This is a genomic window from Streptomyces sp. NPDC006385 (assembly GCF_040612485.1).
In the GTDB taxonomy this organism is placed as follows: domain Bacteria; phylum Actinomycetota; class Actinomycetes; order Streptomycetales; family Streptomycetaceae; genus Streptomyces.
This window is the reverse complement of record NZ_JBEXQG010000068.1, coordinates 1-21,202: the sequence shown is the minus strand read 5'-3', so window position 1 is coordinate 21,202 and position 21,202 is coordinate 1. Positions and strand designations below refer to the sequence as shown.

18 protein-coding genes and 1 tRNA gene are annotated in these 21,202 nt (G+C 72.1%); 5 read left to right on the top strand and 14 right to left on the bottom strand.

The window, feature by feature from the left end; genetic code table 11:
- Positions 1–101: 101 nt before the first annotated feature.
- Entirely contained in the window at positions 102–1,349 is a 1,248-nt protein-coding gene (locus tag ABZ078_RS35290; protein ID WP_356582185.1) for a hypothetical protein, read from the bottom strand.
- A 249-nt stretch (positions 1,350–1,598) separates the two neighbouring features.
- Here ABZ078_RS35290 and ABZ078_RS35285 point away from each other — a divergent pair, with 249 nt between their 5' ends.
- Positions 1,599–2,324, top strand: a complete 726-nt coding sequence (locus tag ABZ078_RS35285) for a hypothetical protein (protein WP_356582183.1) — start codon at positions 1,599–1,601, stop codon at positions 2,322–2,324.
- Between the two features lie 43 nt (positions 2,325–2,367).
- Here ABZ078_RS35285 and ABZ078_RS35280 read toward each other — a convergent pair whose 3' ends face one another.
- Genes ABZ078_RS35280 through ABZ078_RS35265 form a run of 4 tightly spaced genes read right to left on the bottom strand, consistent with a single transcriptional unit; the run spans position 2,368 to position 7,965 of the window.
- Positions 2,368–2,577, bottom strand: a complete 210-nt coding sequence (locus ABZ078_RS35280) for a hypothetical protein (RefSeq protein WP_356582181.1) — start codon at positions 2,575–2,577, stop codon at positions 2,368–2,370.
- Positions 2,574–2,876, bottom strand: a complete 303-nt coding sequence (locus ABZ078_RS35275; RefSeq protein WP_051715313.1) for a hypothetical protein — start codon at positions 2,874–2,876, stop codon at positions 2,574–2,576. Before ABZ078_RS35275 ends, ABZ078_RS35280 begins: the two co-directional genes overlap by 4 nt.
- Positions 2,877–2,926: 50 nt before the next feature.
- On the bottom strand, positions 2,927–4,129 hold the full coding sequence (locus ABZ078_RS35270) for a hypothetical protein (RefSeq protein WP_356582179.1): 1,203 nt from the start codon (positions 4,127–4,129) through the stop codon (positions 2,927–2,929).
- On the bottom strand, positions 4,126–7,965 hold the full coding sequence (locus tag ABZ078_RS35265; RefSeq protein WP_356582177.1) for an SNF2-related protein: 3,840 nt from the start codon (positions 7,963–7,965) through the stop codon (positions 4,126–4,128). The genes ABZ078_RS35270 and ABZ078_RS35265 overlap by 4 nt, the downstream gene beginning before the upstream one ends.
- A gap of 218 nt (positions 7,966–8,183) precedes the next feature.
- Here ABZ078_RS35265 and ABZ078_RS35260 point away from each other — a divergent pair, with 218 nt between their 5' ends.
- Positions 8,184–8,810, top strand: coding sequence for a hypothetical protein (locus tag ABZ078_RS35260; protein ID WP_031049036.1), 627 nt, complete (start codon positions 8,184–8,186; stop codon positions 8,808–8,810).
- An 8-nt stretch (positions 8,811–8,818) separates the two neighbouring features.
- Complete coding sequence (locus tag ABZ078_RS35255) at positions 8,819–9,178, top strand: hypothetical protein (protein WP_356582175.1); 360 nt, start codon at positions 8,819–8,821, stop codon at positions 9,176–9,178.
- A gap of 362 nt (positions 9,179–9,540) precedes the next feature.
- Here the strand turns inward: ABZ078_RS35255 and ABZ078_RS35250 are convergent, their stop codons facing one another.
- From ABZ078_RS35250 to ABZ078_RS35230, 5 genes are all read right to left on the bottom strand, one after another.
- Positions 9,541–9,741 carry a hypothetical protein gene (locus tag ABZ078_RS35250; protein ID WP_031049033.1) on the bottom strand — a complete coding sequence of 67 codons (201 nt, stop codon included), beginning with the start codon at positions 9,739–9,741 and terminating at the stop codon, positions 9,541–9,543.
- 223 nt (positions 9,742–9,964) lie between these two features.
- Entirely contained in the window at positions 9,965–10,360 is a 396-nt protein-coding gene (locus ABZ078_RS35245; RefSeq protein WP_356582173.1) for a hypothetical protein, read from the bottom strand.
- 129 nt (positions 10,361–10,489) lie between these two features.
- On the bottom strand, positions 10,490–12,565 hold the full coding sequence (locus ABZ078_RS35240; RefSeq protein WP_356582171.1) for a hypothetical protein: 2,076 nt from the start codon (positions 12,563–12,565) through the stop codon (positions 10,490–10,492).
- 195 nt (positions 12,566–12,760) lie between these two features.
- Complete coding sequence (locus ABZ078_RS35235; RefSeq protein WP_356582169.1) at positions 12,761–13,492, bottom strand: phosphotransferase; 732 nt, start codon at positions 13,490–13,492, stop codon at positions 12,761–12,763.
- Positions 13,493–13,604: 112 nt separating this feature from the next.
- Positions 13,605–15,296, bottom strand: a complete 1,692-nt coding sequence (locus tag ABZ078_RS35230; RefSeq protein WP_356582167.1) for a hypothetical protein — start codon at positions 15,294–15,296, stop codon at positions 13,605–13,607.
- Positions 15,297–15,569: 273 nt separating this feature from the next.
- Between ABZ078_RS35230 and ABZ078_RS35225 the strand changes: the two genes are divergently transcribed.
- Complete coding sequence (locus tag ABZ078_RS35225) at positions 15,570–16,595, top strand: hypothetical protein (protein ID WP_356582165.1); 1,026 nt, start codon at positions 15,570–15,572, stop codon at positions 16,593–16,595.
- Positions 16,596–16,655: 60 nt separating this feature from the next.
- On the opposite strand, the gene ABZ078_RS35220 is transcribed toward ABZ078_RS35225, so the two are convergent.
- From ABZ078_RS35220 to ABZ078_RS35210, 3 genes are all read right to left on the bottom strand, one after another.
- Positions 16,656–18,182, bottom strand: a complete 1,527-nt coding sequence (locus ABZ078_RS35220; protein ID WP_356582163.1) for a hypothetical protein — start codon at positions 18,180–18,182, stop codon at positions 16,656–16,658.
- Positions 18,183–18,317: 135 nt separating this feature from the next.
- On the bottom strand, positions 18,318–18,734 hold the full coding sequence (locus ABZ078_RS35215; protein WP_356582161.1) for a hypothetical protein: 417 nt from the start codon (positions 18,732–18,734) through the stop codon (positions 18,318–18,320).
- Positions 18,731–20,278 (bottom strand): serine/threonine-protein kinase, encoded by a 1,548-nt coding sequence (locus ABZ078_RS35210; RefSeq protein WP_356582160.1) that lies wholly within the window; start codon positions 20,276–20,278, stop codon positions 18,731–18,733. The genes ABZ078_RS35215 and ABZ078_RS35210 overlap by 4 nt, the downstream gene beginning before the upstream one ends.
- Positions 20,279–20,561: 283 nt before the next feature.
- On the opposite strand from ABZ078_RS35210, the gene ABZ078_RS35205 reads away from it, so the two are divergent.
- Entirely contained in the window at positions 20,562–20,984 is a 423-nt protein-coding gene (locus ABZ078_RS35205; protein ID WP_356582158.1) for a hypothetical protein, read from the top strand.
- Positions 20,985–21,108: 124 nt separating this feature from the next.
- Here ABZ078_RS35205 and ABZ078_RS35200 read toward each other — a convergent pair.
- Positions 21,109–21,182, bottom strand: a tRNA-Met gene (locus ABZ078_RS35200).
- Between the last annotated feature and the right edge of the window lie 20 nt (positions 21,183–21,202).

Genomic DNA, 21,202 nt, shown 5'->3' with positions numbered 1-21,202 from the left:
GTACGCGGTCCGCGTACGGGAGGGAAGGGCACGGTCGGCTCGATCCTCGGGTCCGGTCGCCACGGGGGGCGCCAGCTCCGAAGGCCGGACGGCGGGCAAGATCAATCAGCGGTCTGCTCGGCGGCGATGAAGTGGGACATCGTGGCCTTCAGAGCGTCGTCGGGGCCCGGGCCTGCGGCTCCAGTGACGGACGTCGTCACGAAGTTCGTGGCCGCCAGGTGGTAGCTGACCTGGTACGGATCGATCGTCGTGCCGGGGCGCAGCTGGTAGGCGGTGTGGCGGGAGGCGCCGTACTTGCCGATGGTCAGGGCGATGACCTGTGCTGCCTTGGCGCTGGCCAGGAGGGTGCGAGCCCACTCAATGGACTTGCCTTCGGTGGTGAAGTCGTCAAAGACGATCACCGTCTTGCCCTTGAGCTTGCCCTTGTACTTGGGGTTGATCCGGACGGTGCGGGCCTGTGCGCCGATCGAGATGTCCGCCGTGCTCACCTGGCCCCAGTTCTTCTTCGCCCGCTCCCAGCTGGTGTCCGGGGCCTGGGCGACGCGCTCGAGGAGGTCCTCGCGGTAGTAGGAGCCGACCATCACCTTCGCCTTGGTGAGGAAGCCAGCGAGCTGCTGGCTGACCTTGCCCGGGGAGCTGCTGGGGTAGACGCAGAAGAGGCTGCGGTGGGGCAGGGTGCCGTCGAGGTAGGCGGAGGACAGCAGGCGCAGCATCAGGATGTCGCGGGCGTCCTGGGTGCCAACGGTGATCGTGCGGCCGCGGGTGAAGATGTCCTGGAGCTCGAAGGTCCGGCCGGGGGCCTGGGGGAAGCGCACGTTGGGAGGCAACAGCGAGCGGATCTTGAAGGAGCGGGCGTCGTCGTCGTGGCTGAAGGCCCAGCAGGGCTCGTCCAGGAAGTGCTCCAGGAGCTCACCGACGCCGGCCGGCTCGTCCGCCGAGAGGGGGCGCATGTTCTTGTTGTCGCGGACGTGGTTGGCCCAGCGGGCGTGGATGTAAACGACGCCGGCGTTGATGCCGGTACGCCAGTCCCACTCCGTGGTTCCCACCATCACTAGCTGATTCGTGCGCAGTTTGAGGTGGTCGGCGACCGAAAGCAGCCAGGCACCGCTGCCGCGGGCCGGCCGGCCGGGGATGTCGTCACGGCACAGGTGGAGGGCGGGGGCGGGCAGACCGGCGGCCCTCAGGGCGGCTTCGGCGTCGATGGAGTCGGTCGTGAGCAGCACGAAGGAGATGTCGTGTTCGTCGAGCCACTGCAGGAAGTCGGCGATCCCGTCGTGGGGGCGTCCGGGTGAGCGCAGGACCGCCTTGTAGTCGATCGCGACCGCGCGCACCGTGCTCGTCTCGTCCATCGCCGCCCCCACTGCTGTGCCATGGTCATGAGCTGACCCTCTTGCCATGATCTCAGCCGGTCTGACCGCGCACCTTCGGTTTCCGAATCCCCCGCTCCCGTGGCAGCCGCCCGTACGACTTCGTCCACAACGGAATGGCCGCCACAGGCGTCACACCAGCCTCAACTTCGTTAAATAGCCCACCCCTCTGCTCCGAGCGGCCTGTAGGGCACGAGGGTCACCCCGGCCCCCGGAACGGAGGCATGGACGATGGAAGAGCAGAACACCCGCACGGTGAGCGTCGAGAAGATCGTGGTGGGACTGGCCCAGCGGCCTGGGACGGAGCCGCCCTGCGCGGACGGAGCCGACGTGCACCGCCGCGGGGAGATGGTGAGTGCCGCAGTGGTCGACGGGGCCGGCCATCATCCGGAGGTGGTCCGGTACGCGGCGATCACCCCGGCGGTGATCACCCACATCGGGACCGTGATGGGCGGGCTGGCCGGCCTGATGGCGGCCGGGCAGATGGCCGCGGCCTACGACCGGCCCCCGCACGCGTCCGCGGTCTTCGCCTGCGCGCAGCCGGGACAGCCGACCAGCGTCCACTGGATCGGGGACTGCAGGGCGTACGGGTGGGACGGGGTCTCGCTCAGGCAGTGGTCGACCGACCAGACGATGGGTGAGTGGCTGCGGATCAACGGGGGCGCGGCGGTGGAGCTCGCGGCGGAGCTCCACGACAACTGGTCGCGGCTCGGGCTGGCCCAGGCCGGGGCGGCGACGTGCCGACAGGTGCAGGTCCCCTCGGAGGTCCCGTTGGTGCTGCTGGTGTCCGACGGGGTCTCCGACCAGGTGCCCCAGAAGGTGCTGGCCCGGCTGTGTCGCATGTACGCGGCCGGCCCGCAGTTGCTCGCGGACGCCTTGGTCGCGGCGGCTGCCGAGGACGAGAGCGGGTACCGCGACGACGCCACCGTGATCGTCCTGCTCCGGGCGGAGGGCTGAGGGCCGCCCTTGTCCGGGGCGGGGAACGGCGGGTCGGGGCGGGTCAGGCTTCCGGGAGGTCGCGGGGCTCGGGTCGGTCCGGCGGCGGGGTGAGGCGTTCAGCCAGGACGAGTAGCAGCAGCACGGCGACGGCCCCGAGGAGGATGGCCGACCACCCGATCGTCCACGACGCGCTCTGGGTGCGGATCACGGTGGGTGTGAGCACCACCATCGCGGCGACCATGCCGCACGGAAGGATCCACTGCCGCCTCATGCCCGGTTGCCCAGCACGGCGTTGTCGGGCTGGCTCCCGTCTTCGGTGTGACTGTCCGGGTGTTGAGGATGGCTTCGCCACGGAGCGGCCATGTCGATGAGCTCCTGGAGGAGCTGCTCGGCTGTGGCGAGGTCGTCGGCGTGTACGGCCGTAGCGAAGTCCTTCTCCAGATCGTGGGCTGCGGTCCAGTCGGACTCGTACTCGTCGCGGCCGTTGGGGTATTGCTCGCGGCGCCGTTCCTCGAGCCGGTCGACGATGAACTGATAGAGGCGTACGCCGGTCTGCTGGTCCAGGGGCATGTGGTGAGGTCTTTCGGGCTCGGGACGTACTGGTCGGGTCGTCGGTTGGGCTATCGCCTGAGCGGTCGTGCAGCGCGGGCGCGCCGTGCGGCGCGGAATGCTTCGGCGGGATCGTCGCAAGGTCCGGGCGCGGGGCGCCATTCGCCAGCGCGCCAAACGGTGAAGGGATACCAGCGGCCGTCGGGGCCCGGGCGGATCTGAACGCCGGCGGTCGTGTCGGTGAGCGCATCGCCGTCGAGGGTGATGGTCCCGAGGCCGACAGCACGGGAGGAGTGGAGGGTCTCTCGTGCCTGTTCCAGGACGTCCCTGGTTGCTGGGGTGGCGGCGAGGGTGGCGTGGGCGCCGGCCGGGCCGCCGTGGCGGTAGCCGATCATCATCGCCCGCAGGGTGGCTTCGGGGATGCCGGTGGCCCGCTGGGCGGCCGCGAGATAGTCCGCGCCGTCGGGGCTGGCGAGGATCCGGAGGATGTCGGCCAACTCGTCGTGCGGCGCAGCAGTGTTGTCGGTCAGGAGGGTCCGGGCGCGGGCGGCGGCGTCGGCGGTCATGTGTGCCAGGTCCTGGGCTCGGGGCCCGGGGAGGGGTGCGTCGGTGTAGGTGAGGGTGGTGACGGTGTCGAGGTCGAGGTCCGGCGCCGTCTGTGGGGAGCGGTGGGCGGCCAGCGAGTAAAGCTGGGCGGCGCGCACGGTGCCGTTGGTGTCTGCGGGGAGGGGACCGGGGTCGGCGCCGTCGACGAGGTCGCGTACGTGGGCCGCGAGGGCGCGGGCGGTCATGCCGCGGGCGCCAAGCAGCAAGGAGGGGCTGTTGGTGAGGCGTTCGGCGACGGCGTGGCCAAGGGCTGCGCTGTGGTCGCAGACGCTGTGGGTCCGGCCGGTGGGGCAGGAGCAGGAGAAGGTGATTCCGTCGGAGGGCGGGGTGATGGAGATGCCGCCGGCGTGGCCGGAGTCGGCGATCGTGGCGGGGATCCGGTTGGCGACGAGGTCGGCGACGGCCTGAGGGTCGTCGGCGAGCCGGGCGGCCAGCGATTCCCATTGGGTGGCGGTCAGCTCGGGGAGGTGGATCACGGCCTGGTGGGTGGCCTTCTTCGCGGCGACAGGGGCGCTGATCCTGCCGGGCTGGGTGTGGATCTGAGCGACGGCGCTGTTGCGCGCGAGGTTGAGGCCCTTGCCGTAGGAGCCGGAGCCGTTGGTGGCGAGGTGGAAGGCCTGCTTCCACGCTCCGGCCAGCGGCGCGAGGGATCGGGCGGTGCCGGTCATCGGGTTCCCAGAGTGACGAGGGCGGCGAGTTCGGAGTCGTCGAGTTCGGTCAGGGCGCCTTCGCCGGAGGTGAGGACGGCGTCGGTCAGGGCGCGTTTGCGGGCGAGGAGTTCGTTGATGTGGTCCTCGACGGTGCCCTCGGTGATCAGGTGGTGGACCTGGACGGTGCGGCGCTGTCCGATGCGGTGGGCGCGGTCCGTGGCCTGGTCCTCGACCGCCGGGTTCCAGGACCGGTCGTAATGGATGACGTGCTCGGCCCGGGTCAGCGTCAAGCCGGTGCCGGCCGCCTTGACGGACAGGATGAACACCGGGGCGGGGTCGGGGTCGTGCTGGAAAGCGTCGACGAGGTGCTGGCGGCGGGCCAGCGGGGTGCCGCCGTGGAGGAAGCGGACGGAGCGGCCGCGGGCGCGCAGGTGGTGTTCGAGGATACGGCCCATCTGAACGTAGCCGGTGAAGACGAGGGCGGCTTCGCCCCGGTCGGCGAGGGTTGCCGTGAGGTCGTCCAAGGCGGCGAGCTTGCCCGAGCGGCGGGCGAGGCCGGCCGGCTCGGCGTCGTCCAGGGGTTCCTTGAGGTAGAGGGTGGGGGCGTTGCAGATCTGGCGCAGGGCCTGGAGCAGCTTCAGGACCAGGCCGCGGCGTTCGATCCCGCTACTGGTCGTGATCTTGTGCATGGTGTCGCGGACGATCGCCTCGTACAGACCGGTCTGCTCGTCGGTCAGGGCCACGACACGGTGGTGGTGGATCTTGCCGGGCAGTTCGGGGGCGATGCCGGGGTCGGTCTTGCGCCGGCGAAGCATGAACGGGGCGATGAGCCGGGCGAGCCCTGCTGCGGCGGGCGCGTCGGGGTCCTTCTCGACGGTGCCGTAGCGGGCGCGGAAGGCGGCGCGGGTGCCGAAGAGGCCCGAGTTGGTCCAGTCGAGGATGGCCCACAGCTCGGTGAGGGTGTTCTCGACGGGGGTGCCGGTGACGGCGAGCCGGGCCAGGGCGGGGACGTCGCGCAGCGCCTTGGCCGTGGCGGAGGCGGGGTTCTTGATGTGCTGGGCCTCGTCGGCCACGACCAGGCCCCACTGGGTGGCGGCGACGGCAGGGTCGCGGCGCAGCGTGCCATACGTCGTGATGACGACCGTGGTGTGGTCGAGCGCATCGGTGTCGAGGGTCCGGGTGGTGCCGTGGTAGCGGACGACAGCGGTGTCCGGGGCGAAGCGGGCGATCTCGCGCTGCCAGTTCGTGATGAGGGAGGCCGGGCAGACCACGAGGGTCGGGCCGGCGGCTGCGCCGGCCGTTTCGGCGCGGTGGAGGTGCAAGGCGATGGTCGTCAGCGTCTTGCCCAGGCCCATGTCGTCGGCGAGGAGCGCGCCGAAGCCCAGGCCGAGAGTGTGCGCGAGCCAGGTCAGGGCCCGCTGCTGGTAGTGGCGCAAGTTCGCGTTCAGACCGGTCGGCGGTGGCACGGGCCGGGGATCGTCGGGAGCCTGGCGCAGGGCGTCGACGAGGGTGGCCAGCGTGCCGGCGGCCCGTACATCGAGGGTCTCGCCGTCGAGGGTGAGGGTTCCGGAGAGGGCGGCGGCGAGCGCGTCGAGGGAGGGCAACGGCGCGAGGTCGCGGTGGCCGGCGCGGCGGGCGGTGTCGGGGTCGATGAGCAGCCAGCGGCCGCGCATGCGGATCAGCGGCCAGGCGGCGTCGGCGAGGGCGGTCATCTCGTCCTCGGTCAGCGGATCGCCGTCGAGGCTGATGTGCCAGCGGCAGTCCACGAGACGGTTCAGAGCCAGGAAGCCGCTGCCGGAGGTGAACTCGTCGGCGCCGCCGCGGCTGCCGATGACGGCGGTGGCGGTGAGCGCGCCAACGAGAGCGGGCGGCCAAAGGACGGTGATGCCGGCCGCGGCGAGCGGGGCGGCGGCGTGGTCGTGGAGAAGGGCCAGGTCCTCGGCGGACAGGGTGAGGCGGCGGGGCCGTTCCTGTGCGGCGAGGTCGCCGAGCGGCGGGAAGTGGCGGGCGCCGCGGCGCAGCGCCCGGCGTACGCCGGGCAGCACGGCAGGCGTCAGGGCGGGGTGGGTGTGCTGTCCGTCCCAGATGCTGCTCGCCGACACGGGTTCGTCCTGGTCGTCGGCGGCCAGGTGCAGGACGGCTTGGGCGGTCGGGGTCTGCTCGCTGGCCTCGGGCTCCTTGATGCGCAGCGTGAGGCGGGGAGCGGGACAGGGGTCGGCGGCGTCCTCGATCGCGTCGGCCCAGGCCCACAGTTCGGGTGTGGGCTCGGACTCGGGGGCCGGGGTGCTGGTGAACGGGCCGGGGCCCAGGAGCGGGGCGGCACTGGGGGTGCGGACCATCGCGTCGGCGACGGCGTCGAGCAGGGGCCAGAGAGCGTGTTCGGGTGCGAGGACCCGCAGGGGGCTGTGGCCGGCGAGCAGGCAGTGGCCCTCGGGAGCCATCCGGGCCGCGGCCTCGGTGACGGCGGTGCGCAGCGCTTCGGTGACCGGGCCGATGCGCCAGCAGCCTTGGCCGTCCGCGGTCAGGGCGGGGTAGAAGCGCTGCTGGGCCACGCACGCCACGGCCAGGCGGAGAGCGGGCCGCCACCCGGTGACGGAGGGGTGTTCACCTTCCCGGGGGGTGAGCAGCGCGGGCAGGGCGAGGCCGACGGGGACGGCGATGCCGGTCACGGTGGCACGGCGCGGCATGATGCCGCCGGCGCCGGCGAGGACGAGGTCGCGGGTGACCGGCTGCAGTGGCGGCGGCAGGTGGCCGGGTGTGGGCAGGGGTGTGCCGTCGGGCTGGAACAGCATCCACGCGGCCCGGCCGGGGTGGCGTGCGGGCACCAGGGTCAGGGCGGCGCCGTCGGCGAGGGCCTGCTCGAGCACGCTGCGGGCGGCGAACAGGTCGGCCGGGCCAGCGGGGAGGGCGGGCGGCGGCTCCTGGCGGTCTGCCGGCGCGGGCGGCATGGGGAGCGCGGGCGGGGTCGGCGCGGCCGCCGCGGGTTCGGTCGCGGCCGGGGGGTCGGCGCCGAGGGCGGTCTGCAGGGCCTTCAGGAGGCGGTCGGCTGCTTCGGCCCGGGCGTGGCGTTTGCTGGGGCCGGTTCCTTCGCCGGTGAGCTGCTGGCCGCGGTGGACGGCGGTGACCGTGGCCGTGAAGCCGGTGGGCGTCGGTGTCGGGGTCCGGTAGTCGGGCCGGGTGATGTGGCCGGCCTGGTGGAACTCGTTCAGGACCGAGAGGGGGTTGGCTTCCCCTGCTGGCGCGGGCGCCTGGGGCGCGGCGGGCGTGTCCCAGTTCCAGTCGGGCACCGCGCGATCGGCGAGGGGGTCGGGCAGGTCGGCGAGCGCGGCGACGAGGCTGGTCATGGCCTGCTGCCTGGCGCCCTTGCGGGTGCGGGCCTGTTGGATGCTGCCGGTGATGTCGCGGCCGGCGGGAGCGAAGGCGGCCTGCGCGACGAAGCACGGCTGGCCGTCGTCTCCCTGTCCTTCCCGGACGGTCGCGGACGGCGTGCGCAGCAGCTGGGCGTGCATGGAGATGATGCTCGGCGCCAGGGCCGGGCTGGCGGCAACGGCCTTGATGGCGGCTTGCCGTACGGGCGCCCAGATCTGTGCTTCGGCCGTATCGAGGAGCACCGTCCGCAGGGCGGCGACGTCGAGGTGCCCCCGGGTGATGCGGCGGACGGCTTCGGCGGCGATCGCCGCCGCGGGGGCGCCTTGGGCGACAGCGCGTTGCAGCGTGCTGCGGAAGGCCTCCGCGTCCATCAGGGACAAGGGCGGGCCCTCGGCGGTCTCGGCGCGGGAGGGCGGGATCTGGGGTCGTGGCGTACGGGCGGCCAGCGCTGCAGGGCTGATGGGCTGCAGACGGTCGATGGACAAAGACACTCCCCCAGTAGCCGGACGCCGTCGAGACCACTCCCATTGTGACCTGCGTAGGCGTCAGGTTCGTGCCGTACACACAGACAGACTTGTTGTGTATTCGCGTTTCGATATGTAGATTGATATCGTCGCCGGGCCAGCCCGGCCCTCTTCCTCTCCCCTGATCGCATTCGCTGCGGCCGCCTTCTTGTGCGGCCGGGCCGAAAGGTGGCTTCTCCATGCCCCGAGCTCCCCAGCCCGCCACGCCCCCGTCGCACGACCCGGCCTCCGACATGGTCGCCTCCGTCCTGACCGACATCGAAGCCCGGCTCGGCGAACAACAGGGCTGGGACCGCCCTCCCCGCCTGTTCATGCTCAGCCTCCGACCCCCGCGCGTGGAGGTGGAGTTCATCCCGGAGGTTGTCTGGAACCCGATGGGGATCAACCCCGCCGACGCACTGAAGTACCACGCCGAGGCGCTTCCGCCCGTGCCGCCCCTCCTCGTCCCCAGCGAGGTCCATGAGGACTCCGTCTTCGCTGTTGGGTTCATGTTCGAGGGGTGGAACAAGCCGACCGACGTCGAACTCCCGCCGGAACTGCGCATGCTGCGGGACAGCGGTGAGCGGGTGAACCATCTCCTGCCCATCCGCCAGGAAGTCCGGATCGTCCACGCCGTCGATCTCAACCAGCGCGACTTCCACATCGTGCGCGCCCGCGGCGGGCAGCCCCGCCTGTCGGTCGCCGGGCAAAAGGGCGCACGGGAGCTGGAAGGAACCATCCCCGTCGCTCTGGGCCGGTTCGTGCACGCCCTCAACAACGGCCCCGGCCAACAGGCCAAGAACCAGGCGCCCGCCCCCCAGATGTGAGGACTGACATGATCACGGACCCCATGCTGTTCCGCTTCACGGCGAGCGGGCCGACGCCCGAAGCGGCATTCGCCGCCTTTGCCGCCCAGGACCGCGAGCAGCCGCACGACCCGTTCCGGCCGCGCGCGGACCTGTCGAAGGTGACCCAGGTGAAGGTCGCCGACAGCCGCGACCGGCTGCGCGCGGACGGCTGCTTCGACGGCCAAGACGGCGGGCCGCTGGGCGAGGACGACGCCGACTGGCTCGCCGACCGCCTGATCGAGGACTACGACCCGATCGTCAGATCCGCCGCCGCCGCACTGCTGCTGCGCACCCCGGGAGACGAGTCGACCTGGTGCTTCTTCGGATGGAGCACCCGGGGCGAGTAGCCCCCCTCACCGCCCTGGCCGGTGCCCGCCTAACCCACTCCACACGGTCCGGTCCGGTGCCGTCGTACTTGTCCGCGACAGCACCGGACCGGCACGCAGCGGCAGCCAGAACCCGCCCGAACGCCCTCAGAGTTCCAGGACCCGTCCATGGGCTGGCCGTCGGATCCCGTGGGAGACCGGCGCGCTGGGGCTGGCTCAGGTGAGGGTGGCAGACCAGCCGTGGTACGGGGAGTGCCGTGCTCTGTGGAGCGGGCCCGGGCCCGGGAGCAGTGGAACAAGGACCACTCCGCTTGGCACAACTGCTGACCGTGGTCTGGGCGGATCAGCCGAACGTGAGAGGCGACGTGCCCCGGGCCATGCGGTCACCGCGCGTCGTCGTCCGCATCCTCCAGGGCGGGGGGCTCCTGCCAGGTCAAGGTGTCCAGTGGCCGCGGCAGGTTCCGGGCCGCGCCGGGCACGGCCCGCGTCACCGCGGACGCCTCGTCGCTGAAGAGGTCGCCCAGGGTGCCCGGCGTCCGGCCGGGCGCTGCCGCTGCCGGGCTTGAGGTCTTCGTGGTGGTCATCTCGTCCCCTGATTCGTCCCGGGCCGGGCCCGGCTGAAGGCCGGCACACAGACCGGCTGCGAAAGCGTATACAGATTCCGAACTGCGGCCCGAGGAGATTTCCTCGGGCCGCATTCCCACGTCAAGCCCCCCTCGCTCCCGACCGCCCGCCGCTCCTGGCACGCTCGCCCGTGCCACGTCCGCCGATGCGAACGCGTCGACCACCGCCTCCGGGCCCGAACCGTCACCGCTCGTCCGCCGCTTCACGCTCACCTCTCGGAGACCACCAGACCGGTCGCAGTGGCCGACTCGGCTCGTACACCCATCGGGTGCGCCCGGCCAGCGCCGGGCCGGAGGCAGGCTCGGCGGCCTTGCTGATGACGTGGGCCATCTCGTCCATGAACAGCATGGTCGGCCTGGGCGCCACCATGACGACGTCCACCGCCGGTCCTCGTTCACGGACCGCGTGCGCCAGGTGGTGGAGCTCGGCGTGGCCGGGGTGGCGGGCCCGGAGCTGGTCCTCGTCCACGAGCACGGTCACACGGCCGTCCGCGGTGTCCGCGAACGGTCCGAACTTCTGGCCGGCGGCCTCCGGGCCGAGTTCGCGGCATTCGACGGTGTGCAGGGCGCGCCTCAGCACGGCCGCGCACTGGTCGGCGTCGGCGGTGGTCGGCAGCGGCGCCTTCCCGCGTCCGATGGGGGCCTATGAACGCTGCCGGTCCGGCAGTTGATCGCTCATCGTGTGGTCCTTCTTCCGGGTCGGCGTGGTTCAGGCCTGGTCGAGGTGGTGTTCGTACCAGGCGGTCAGGTGGGCGGGGTCCTGCGGCATGGACCTGACCAGGCGGAGGAGCCGTTCGCCGGTGGGGCGTACCTCCGTGCGGGCCAGGGCGGACAGGTCGGTGGTGCGCAGGGCTGCGAAGCCGGCGAGGTGACGCTCTTCGAAGGTGCGCGCGCCCGGGAGGCTGTCGGCGGCGGCGAGGTAGCGGGTGACGAACGGGTCGAGCGCCGCGCGGTGGGAGGCGAGGTGGCGGAGGTAGGCGGGGCTGTCGACGGTGGCGGTGTTAGCAGCTTCGCCGTGGTGGGGTGAGGGCAGCGCGCACCAGTCGCTGATGAGAGCGGTGAGGGTGGCTGGGCCGTCGGGCGGGGTGTCGGAGCGGGGATCTGTTCGCCAGTGGCCGTCGGCTGCTCCCTGGGCGGAGCCCACGCGCTCGTGGAGGCGGCCGAGGACGCTGGCGAAGGTGAAGAACCCAAGAACGTAGTCGGCTCCGGCGATGACGGACCGGATCGTCGGCTCGGCCGACACCGGCGCGGGCAGCAGGAGGCGCTGCTTGCGGTGTTCGCGCTGGAAGGGCAGGCAGACCGCGGCCTCGATCGCGGCGTGTTCGGCGAGCAGGACGGCGGCGCTCTGCGAGGGCGCGGCCTCGCGTTCCCATTCCACGGTGTCGTCCTCGTCGGCGAGGTCGCGCAGTCCCAGTGGGTCCAGTCTGACGTGGTAGACGCCGGTGGTGGTGGCGGTCAGGGTCAGGGTGCCGTCGCGGTCGGGCAGCGGCTGGGTGTGCTGGAGCGTGCCGTCGGTCCTGTCGCGGGTCCAGTCCGGGCGGTTGGCGGGGCGGGTCGCGGCGGCGAGCGCCCAGTCGAGCAGGTGGACGAGCTCTTCCTGGCCGGCGCTGGAGAGGTCGGTGCGGGAGGTGTCCGACGGCCGGCTGGTGAAGTGCCGGCCGAGGCGCTGGAGGGCTTCCTCGGGGAGGTCGGTGACGGTCTCGGCGCCTGGCGGGAGGCATGGGTCGCTTCCGTGGACCGTGCCTGCGGGGTACGTGCGGCAGCTGCCTGCCCAGCCGCCGGCGGCGTACACGCTGGCGTGGGCGGGGTCGGCGAGAACGCGGGTGGCGACATCGAGAGTGTGCTCGGCGGCCTGGACCAAGACAGGGTTCGCGCTGAGGCCGGCGAGGTGACAGAGGGCGCGGGCGGCGGGGTGATCGGCGGTGACGGACGGGGCGCGGGCGGGTTCGATTTCGGTGAGGAGGTCGAGGACGGCTGTGCGCGGGTCGGCAGGGCCCGGGGCGGGATTCGGTCCGGCGGGCCACAGGGCCAGGGGGACGGACCGGGAGGTCCACAGCGGCAGGACGGTGGGGGTGGCCTCGCATGCCTCGATCAGGTGGAGGTCGCCGTGGTGTCGGGTGGTGAACAGGTGGACGTGACCGCTGATACGAGTGAGGGCGTCGAGGAGCCGGATCCGGCGCAGGGTGGCGCACAGGTGGTCGGCGAGGCCCGCGAGTTCGGCGTCTTGGGCGGCTGCGTACTCGGGTTCGCGGCGGAACTGGGGGATCCAGTGCGGCATCAGGCTGCTCTGGTCGGCGGACCGACGGCCGAGCGCGGAACGCCAGTCGGTCTCGCTGATGCCGGCGAGGACCATCCTCATCCCGGGCAGCGTCAGGGCGATCCCGTCTCCGCTGCCGGCCCAGCGCAGGCCTGCGACGCCTGTCCCGCCCGGCCGGTGGGCGAGGGCGTCGATCCACCGGTCCAGCTGGGCGGGCGCGATCCGCACCATCAGTTCGTCGGTGCGGGGGGTGAGGCTGCGGATGCCGAACGGGCCGCCTGTGAGGGCGGGGCGGTGACGGCCGTAGGCGGTGATCAGCGCTTGGAAGATCCGTGCCTCGCCCCGGGCCTGTTCGGGTGTGGGCGTCGGGATGAGGTGCTCGAAGTCCGCGAGCTCGGCTCGGGCCGTCTCTTCGGATTCGCCCGTGGCCATCTGGCGCAGGGCGACCGGGGAGACGGCCGTGTCGGTCGTGCGAAGGCCCTGCTGTAGCCGGGGCGTGTACGGGGTGAGGGTGTCGGTGTGCGTCACGGTGCTGCTCCCGCTGTGAGGTCCGCTGTCACCTGGTACAGGTGTGCGGACGGCGCGCGGTGTGACAGTCAGAGCGGACGAGTTTCCGGGATCGTTCGGACGCCGGGCGAAGGCTGCCCTGTGTCACCGAGCGTTGGACGCGGGTATGTGTCATCGAGCCTTGATCGCGCAGGCGGATCGGACGAGTGTCGGATGTCAGTCCAGGGCTGCGTCGAAGGTCGTGCGGTTGGCCAAGGTGTAGGCGTGCTCCCGTTCGGACCACCGGATGCGCTCGGCGATCTCGTGGTCGTCAGCGACGTGCGGAGACGGGCGCATGAGGTGGTGGCGCCACCACCGGGCATTGCGCATCTGGCGGTCGAGCGCGGCCTCGATGAGACGTGAGCGGGAGGCGTCGTCGAGCCCGTAGGCGCCGGCGAGGATGCGTACCTGTGCGGCCTGGCTGGCGGCGGGTGGAGCGTCAGGCTTGGAGGAAATGCACCAGGTCCATGCCATGTAGCCGAGGTCTTCCAGCGGATCACCGGGGGCGGCGGTGTCGAAGTCGATGAAGGCGACCGGGACGTCGTCTGCGAAGACCGTGTTGTTCGGCCCCGGGTCGTGGTGGCAGACGACGGGGTGCCGACCGGCCAGGCGGCTCGCGCTGGTGGCGTCGTGAAAGGCGCGGAGCAGGGAGCCGGCAGCAGCCACCTGAGAGTCTGTCCAGCGCTGGAAGCGGGCGGGCACCCAGCCGGGGAGGTAGCTGAGGATCTCGCGGTCGGCCTCGTCGAACCCGAGATGACGCGGAGCGCCAGTGAAGCCCTGCCGTCGAAGGTCACCGAGCAATTCGGCGACGAACGGGGACGACGCGGTAACTGGCCGACGGACGGTATCGCCGATCCTGACCACACCCGAAGTGATGCGTCCACCGGACAAGGGCACTTCGTTCTCCATGGCTACATCCTGCACGCGCGGGCCATCGGTCAGTCCACAGTGGCAAAGGCAGGATTCGGTGTCACAAGACGAAGGTCCCGCTGCTCCTGTTGGGTTCAGCTCGGCTGGACATTCAAGGGGTGGGCGGCGCAGCGGTTCGATGTCCGTGGGCGTGGCTGAGCAGGTACAGCGCGGCCTGGAGGATGAGCGCGACGCGGTGCTTGGGCGGGGTGTCGACCAAGCCGTGGCAGACGTCGTTGCGCAAGTTCATGCCGCGGTCGGGGTCGACGAGGAGCAGTTCCAGGGCGCGGCTCCAGTCCCGGGGATACCCGGCGGCCGGCATGCTGCGGATGAGTCCGCCCATCTGGTCGACGGTCCCGGGGGACTGGCCCTTGGCCACGGACATGATCGGGACTCGGGGGCGCAAGAGCTGTCTGAGGATCTGCTCGACCTGGGGCAGGGCGATGCACACGGCCGCGTCGAGTTCACCCAGCCAGAAGTACCGAAAGGCGTAGGCCAGGGTTCGGGCGCGCGCCGGCGGCAGGACGGCTTCGTGGGCCAGGGCGCCGATCAGCTCGGCCTCGTCCGGTTCGAAACGCTCGTAGATGCGGTCGAGTTGCTCGGCGGCAAGGTGCCCGACGAAGTCCATCGCGAGGACCTGCAGCCCGACGACGTGGTCGTCGTCGGCGTCGACGGGCGGGGCGACCTGGACAGGGCCGGCGGTGTTGATGCGCGTGCGCGGGATCCGGAGCAGACCGTCCAGTGGGTGCGCGTCGTCGGTGTCCGCGCGCATCGCCGGGTGGACGTCCAGCGCGGTTCGCCACAGCGCGTCTCGCAGGTCGGCGGCGGCGTCGATGTGTGCTCGGGCCCCGGCGAACAGGCCCGGCGGGGGGATGAGTAGGCGACCGAGTCGGGTCCATCCCAGCGAATCCGGATCGGTCTGTTGCAAGGCCATCTCCGCACGCACTCTCAGCTCGGACAGACCCCGGTCGCGGGCTTCGGTCGCGGCCCGGGTCAGCAGGTTGTGGCGACGGAACCCGGTGTCGGCGTCGGCGGCGTCAAGGAGGGCGTTGACGATCGCGGTGTCGATGCCGGCTCGGCGGTCCTCGGGCGCCACCTCCCGCAGCAGCTTGAGGAAGTCGACGTGGGTGTACACATCAGCGGCGTAGCGACATGCGGCACGTTCCGCGAGGTCCGTGATGTCGTATCGCTGCACGCGCAGTCCGTCCAGAAGGCCGACCACGATCCCCGACTCGTCCTCGGGAGCGGCCAGGACGCGTTCGGCCAGGGCAGCCGTGTCGTCGATGACGCGCTTGCACAAGGCGGTCTGGTTGAAGGTCCGGGCGATGTCTCCGGCCCAGCGCAGGCACTCGGTCGCGCCCATCAGGCCGGGGAAGCGTCGGGGGGTGGCCAGCAGCAGCGGTGCCGCGTCCAGATACCCGGTGGCCGCGCCCCGGATGCGATCGGGCTTGGGGCCGTGTCCCGCGGCCAGAAGAAGGTGATGGAGGCGGCCCCGGACGAAGGGGTTGCTGACGGTCTCGGCGTATGCGCTCCAGATCTCCAACTGGTCGGCGGTGGCCTCGGACAGGCTCGCCAACCACCCCCTGAGCGCGTGGACGGGGAGCGGCGCAGCGAAGTCCTGGGCCTTGCCGGTCCCGGATAGCCGAAGTCGCAGCGCGGCGAGCAGCGCATCGCGCTGCTGTGCGGCGGCCGCGTTCCTGTCGAGGTCGGCGGCCGCGAGCGCGACGGCGATGGCCTCGTAGGAAGCGGCGTCCTGCGCCGCTTCCATGAGGGTGTCGAGAACACTCGGTTCGACCTGTGGCACGGGATCCTCGCTTCCTTCGTCGCCAGTATCGGCACGACTCGGGACCGGACCCACCGCTTTTCCCTGGTTCGGCTCTGCTGGGGGACGTCTGTTCACCGGCGTTGCCGGTCGCGCCCGGGCATCTCGCTGCCAGGCCGCCACCGCGGGCGGTGGGACCGGTCCGGTGTGAAGTACGCCAAGGTTCAGCCGCCTTGGCGCCGGAAGGCGATCACGTACCGTGGCGCGGACCGATGCGTCGGCCCGCGACCGCGCGGTCGCTGGGACAGGCGGAGCATGGCCGAGCGGTTTGTGTTCGTACAGGGGGAGGAAGCGGTGACGGAGTCCAAGAAGCCCGCGGGCAGCGCTATGCGCCCGGTCCTTGACCCGGATGCGGAGCTCTCGGACGCTACCCGGAAGGTCCTGCGGCAGGCCCTGGAGGATCCTCGCCGCTTCGCGGGCCGCCCGGCCAACCCGCTGTGGGCGGCCGTCCCCCTTCTGGCGCGCGGCGGAGCGGGAGTGGCGGCGGCGGGCGTGGTGTGGTGGTGGACCGGTGGCCTCGAGATCGCGGATCCCGCCGCAGACTCCTCCACCATCGTCGGCGCGCAGGACCAGCTGCTGCAGGAGGCCGTCGACCTGGCGCACACACTGCTGTCCGTATGGCCGCTGGCCGCCGGTGTCGTGGCTGTGCTCTGCGCCGGTCTGATCGCCGACCGGGCGCTCTACAACGGGCAGTTGCGCCGGCTCGCCGCCGTTCAGCAGCACCTCGTGCATCCGAAGGACCTGACCGCCGACGCCCAGGAACTCCTGGCTCGGGCTCGGCGGGCGATGACGGCCGTGCTCGACTCCAGGGTGCACCGCGAGAAGTGGCTCGACGCCCAGCGCAACGAGGCGGCCTTCCCCCGTCAGGAGTGGGCGATCGCCCAAGACCTGCGGGACTACAGCCGCGTGGCCCGCAAGGATCAACGGGTACCGCATGAGACGGTCAACGACACGGTGGCCGAGCTGCTCGCCGCTCGCCGAGGTGTGCTTGCGACGAGCCTGCACGGCATCGAGCGGCGGGTGGCGGCGCTGGATGCCTACGCCTCACAGGTCGCCGAGGCCGACGCCCGCTACGCCGCGGTACGGGAGATCGAGCGGCTGGACGCGGGCAGCGACGAGCTCCTCGACCTCCTTGCCCGCACCGCAGTCGACGACCTGGCGGTCGCCGAGATCGAGGCGCTGACGGACGAGGCCGCCGTCGTCGCCTCGACGTTCACCAAGGCGCTGGAGTCCGCCAAGCAGGCCGCCGCGGCGGCCCTCCCTCTCCAGGACGTGGCATAGCCCACCCCATTTCCACCCCGGCCCGCCGAGGTTGGCTCGCTCCCCGGCCCAGCCGGGCGGCTAGAACAGGGTCAGCGGCTCGGGAGGGGCTGGCGCGGGCTGGTGTTCTCGGATCGCGTCCCGCAGGTGAGCGGCGGTCACGCGGGCCGCGTCGAACGTCTCGGTCCAGCCGTTGGGCATCTGTGCGGCGGTGAGGAAGACGCCGTGCCCGGCGGCGCGCAGGCGCCGCAGGATCGTCTGCTCGACGGACAGGGCGTCATCGCCGGTGGGCACGTGGTGTTCGTAGAACAGGGCCCATCCGAGGCGGCGGTGCTGGGCAATGCGGTCGTTGCGCTGGAGAGCGCCGGCGACGCCGATCTTGACGGCGCCGTGCTGTGCGTGGGTTACGACGTAGACGCGGGCGGGCGCCGCGCGATCGAAGCCGAAGCGGGCGCAGTACTTGCATCTGCGGCCGCTGCGGATCTTGGCCAGGGTGGGAGTCGAGGTGCGGCCGCAGGTGGTGCAGCGGCAGCGCCAGGGCGTCATGGTCGTGGTGTAGGGCTCCAGGGGCTCGAGACCGGCCTCGCGCATGGAGGCGGCGGCGCGGTCGGGGTCTTCACGTCGTGCGGCGGCGGAGCGGAGATCGGCGCAGCGTCGGCATCCGCTCTGGCCGGCGAGGATGGAGCCGAAGGTCGGTGAGGTGACGGTGCCGCAGCCGTGGCACAGGCACCGCCAGGTGTACTTGACCCCGCGGTACGGTTCTTGGGGTTCGAATCCGTGCTCGCGCATCTCGGCGACGGCCAGGTTCTCGTCGTGGCGCTGTGCCGCACCGGTTGCCCGGTCGGCGCATGGCTTGCAGCCTGGACGCCGGCTCTGGCCGGTCAGGGAACCAAGGCGCGGGGAGACGATGGCTCCGCACTTGGTGCAGCGGCTCTTCCAGGGGAACGCGGTCCCGGGGTACGGCTCCAGCGGCTCCAGGCCCGCCGCCCGCATCACCGCGGCCGCGGTCTCGGCGTCGTGGCGCATCGACTCGTTGGCCTTGCGCCGGCCACAGGGGTAGCAGCCGCCCTGCCCCTGCCGGATAGAGCCCAGTGTGGGGGTCCCGGGTTCTCCACACGTCCGGCAGCGGACGGGCCAGGGTGTGTCCACTCCCGGGTACGGGCCGAGGGGTTCCAGGCCCGCGGCCCGCATGTCGGCCGCGGCGACGTCCGGGTCGACCGGCGCGTTCGGTGCGCACCACCGGCAAGGCCCGGTACCGGAGTTGATCCGGACGTAGGTGGGTGTGACCTCGCGTCCGCACGCGAGGTGGCGGCACCGCCACTTCCGGTCGCTGCCGGGATAGACCTCCAGGGGCTCCAGGCCAGCCGCCCGCATCACTGCGGCTGCGGCCTCGGGGTCGATCCGGGCCCGCCCGGAGCAGTACACGCAGCCGCGCTGTCCCTTGCTGACGTTGCTCAGTCGGGGGGTGACCTCCCGCCCGCACGCCGTATGGCGGCACCGCCACGGGGCGGAGCTGCCGGGGTAGGGCTCCAGCGGCTCCAGACCCGCCGCCCGAATGATCTCTTCCGGCTCGCGAGGGTCCTTCCGCGGTCTGCCGGTGCGCGCCATGAGTTCAACTCCCCGCGTTCCAAGGGTGAGCGGGGTTTTGCCTCGCTGTGCGGCGCAGCATAGAGGCGGCCACTGACATCGACGCTGGGTGTCGTATTGCCGCCCTTGGGAACCGGTGCCGGGCGGCCTGGCGGCTCAGTTCACGGCATCGGGTACGGCAGCGGCAGGGGGCAGTGTCTCGTCGCCGGTGGCGTTCGCTCCGGTCAGGTCCTCGCAGATCTTCAGGTGGAGGGTGGTGGCGACGGCATCGAGGCGCTCCCACTGCTCGATCGTCAGGTCGGGCAGGAGTGCACCGAGGTGGTGCAGTGCGAAGGCGACTGCTGCCGGCACCGCGTGGCCCAGAAGGTTGTCGATGCCGGCGCTGTGAGCATCGTCGTGAAGGTCGCGGCCCCCGGGCAGCCCGTAGGCCAGGCTGTACTTGTAGGCCGCTTCCTCGGCGAGAGTGTTGTTCGCGAGGGCGCGTTCACCGTCGGCGCAGTCGACGGTGGCGAGGAGTTGGTCGATGACGGAGCCGGGAATGATCTCGCCGGAGACGGTGGTGGCGTCGTTCATGTGGGGGTAACGGCGGACCGGGGCCGGGTGGCACGCCGGGGCTCGGTGTTTCCGGTCCGGGCCGGCGCAAGAGGTTCGTGGCGGGTTCGGCGCGGTGTGAGGGCCGCGGTGAGAAGTGCTGTGGCTGGCCACAGCAAGGCGCCGGCGGCGATGAGGGTGAGGGGCGGAAGGCCGGCGTGGTGAGCGGCGAGCAGAAGGGTGGCGGTCTGCAGGGCGCCGGCGGTCGAGGCGAGGTCGCCGTGCCAGGCCGTGCGGTGGAGCGTGTGCTCGACCAGGCGGCGCACACCGCTGGCGCAGGTGACCATGGCGGGCCCGCCGAGGACGCTGATGGCCAGGGCGGTCGCCCACAAGGAGAGGTCGGTGACGAGGACGGCGAGCGCCGCGCCACCGGTGAGGAGCAGGAGGGTCATGAGGGCGGCCGTGGTGATCATCAGCTGCCCTGGATGCGGTGGCTGGGGCGGGTCGAGAAGGTAGAGGGCGGCGAGCAGAAGGCCGGCGAGCGTGCCGAGGCCGGTCGTCCAGGGCGTCGGCACGGTGGTGGTGAGCGAGAGGGCGCCGGTGATGGCGGCCGCGGTCAGGCCGGCCGTGCACACGGTGGTGCCGCGGGCGCCCGGCTCACGCTGGCGGCCGGCGGGGCCGGCGGAGGTCGTGGTGGCGACCAGCGTGGGCGGGTACCGGGGCGCTGTCGCGGTGGGTGCGTCGGCGAAGGCGGCCAGCGCGGTGTGCAGCCGGGTGAGCCGCGTGCTGGTGTCGGCAGCGGTCGGCCGGCGGTCGGGGTCCTTGTCGAGGAGCTCCAGGACCAGCTGCTCGAGCTCGCGGGGAACACCGGGGCGCAGGGCGGACAGCGGGGCCGGCGCGTCGTGGACGTGCTGGTTGAGGACCTGCCAGCCCGTGCCGGTGAAGGGGACCGAGCCGGTGAGCAGCTCGTGGAGGAGGCAGCCAAGCGAGTAGAGGTCGCTGGGTGCGCTCAGGGTGGTGTCGCCGCGGGCCTGCTCGGGCGACATGTAGGCGGGGGTGCCGATGGCGACGCCGGTCACGGTCAGGGTGTGGTGGGTGGCCTCGGCCAGGCGCGCGATGCCGAAGTCGCACAGTTTCGCGGCGTTGCCGGCGGCCTGGTCGAGGAGGATGTTGGACGGCTTGAGATCGCGGTGGACGATGCCGCGGTGGTGGGCGGCCTCCAGGGCCTGGCTGATCTGGATCGCCCAGATCAGGGCCTGATTGACGGGGAGCGGGCGGCCGGTGAGCGTGTTCAGCGGCCGTCCGTCGACGAGGTCCATGGCCAGGAAGAGGATCCGGCGGCCGTCGAGGTCGGCGGCGCCGTGGTCCCGGACGGCGACGACGTTCGGGTGGGACAGGCGCGCGGCGACCTGTGCCTCGCGGCGGAAGGCCGCTTCCCGAACCGGGTCCCCCTCCCCCACCGGGATGATCTTGAGGGCGACGCCGTGGTTCTCGTGGAGGTCCTCGGCGCGCCACACGGTGCCCATGCCTCCGCTGCCGATCGGCTCCTTCAGCCGGTACCGGCCGGCGACAGTCGTGCCGCGCATCAAATCCTCCAGCCCTGCGTATCCGGGCGATGGAGCCGGCCGGCTCCAGGCGCACCGCGGGCGAGGGCGTGCCCGCGGTGCGGCGGAGCATACGAAAACGCCTTGCCCGGGGCTGGGCGGAGCGATGCCGACAGCGGGACTGCGGCCCACACTCCAGTGGGTGTCTTTGCAGGTCAGCGGCATGTGAATGTGGTTGTACGGGCTGCGCGGCGGGCTGCGCCGGTGCTACCGGACGGCGGTGGCCCCAGGTGCTGTCATCGGGTTCCGGGGGAATCCTTCGGATATGGACGACAGATGCGTGTGGTGTGGCGCCGGGCTACCCGGCGGGCGGCGGCGCCGATACTGCCCTCGTCCGCGTTCCTGCCGGCAGGAGGCGTACCGGGAGCGGCGGCGGGCGGCAGCTGCCCTTCGGGCACGGATCGCTCTGCTGCAGATCTCGCGCGAGATCCGGGCCCGGTGCGAGGCCCTGGAACTGCTGGTGGCCGACGCGGTCGGCAACGAGCGGGCCGACGCAGGGCTGCACAGCACTGCGGCCGCGGACTTCCGACACCTGACCAGCGAGCTGGTGCGGTGCGCGGTGATCGCGGATCGGGAGGTGGGCGCCACCTGGGAGCAGATCGGGCGCCCGCACGGTCTGAGCGCGGACGCGGCCAGGGCCCGGTACGGCCGGGCCCGGCTCCTGTGGCCTCCGCCGAGGCCGGAGTGACGCCAGCCTGTGGAGAGGGGCCCGGTCAGCTGCGCCGGGAGGTGGCGAGGAGGTCGTTGGCGCCCTGGCGCGCGGTGCCCGGATACAACGACGGGCCCGGCTGCATGCCGGGCCCGTCGGTCAGTAGCGGGGACAGGATTTGAACCTGCGACCTCTGGGTTATGAGCCCAGCGAGCTACCGAGCTGCTCCACCCCGCGTCGGTGAGGCCACTCTACAC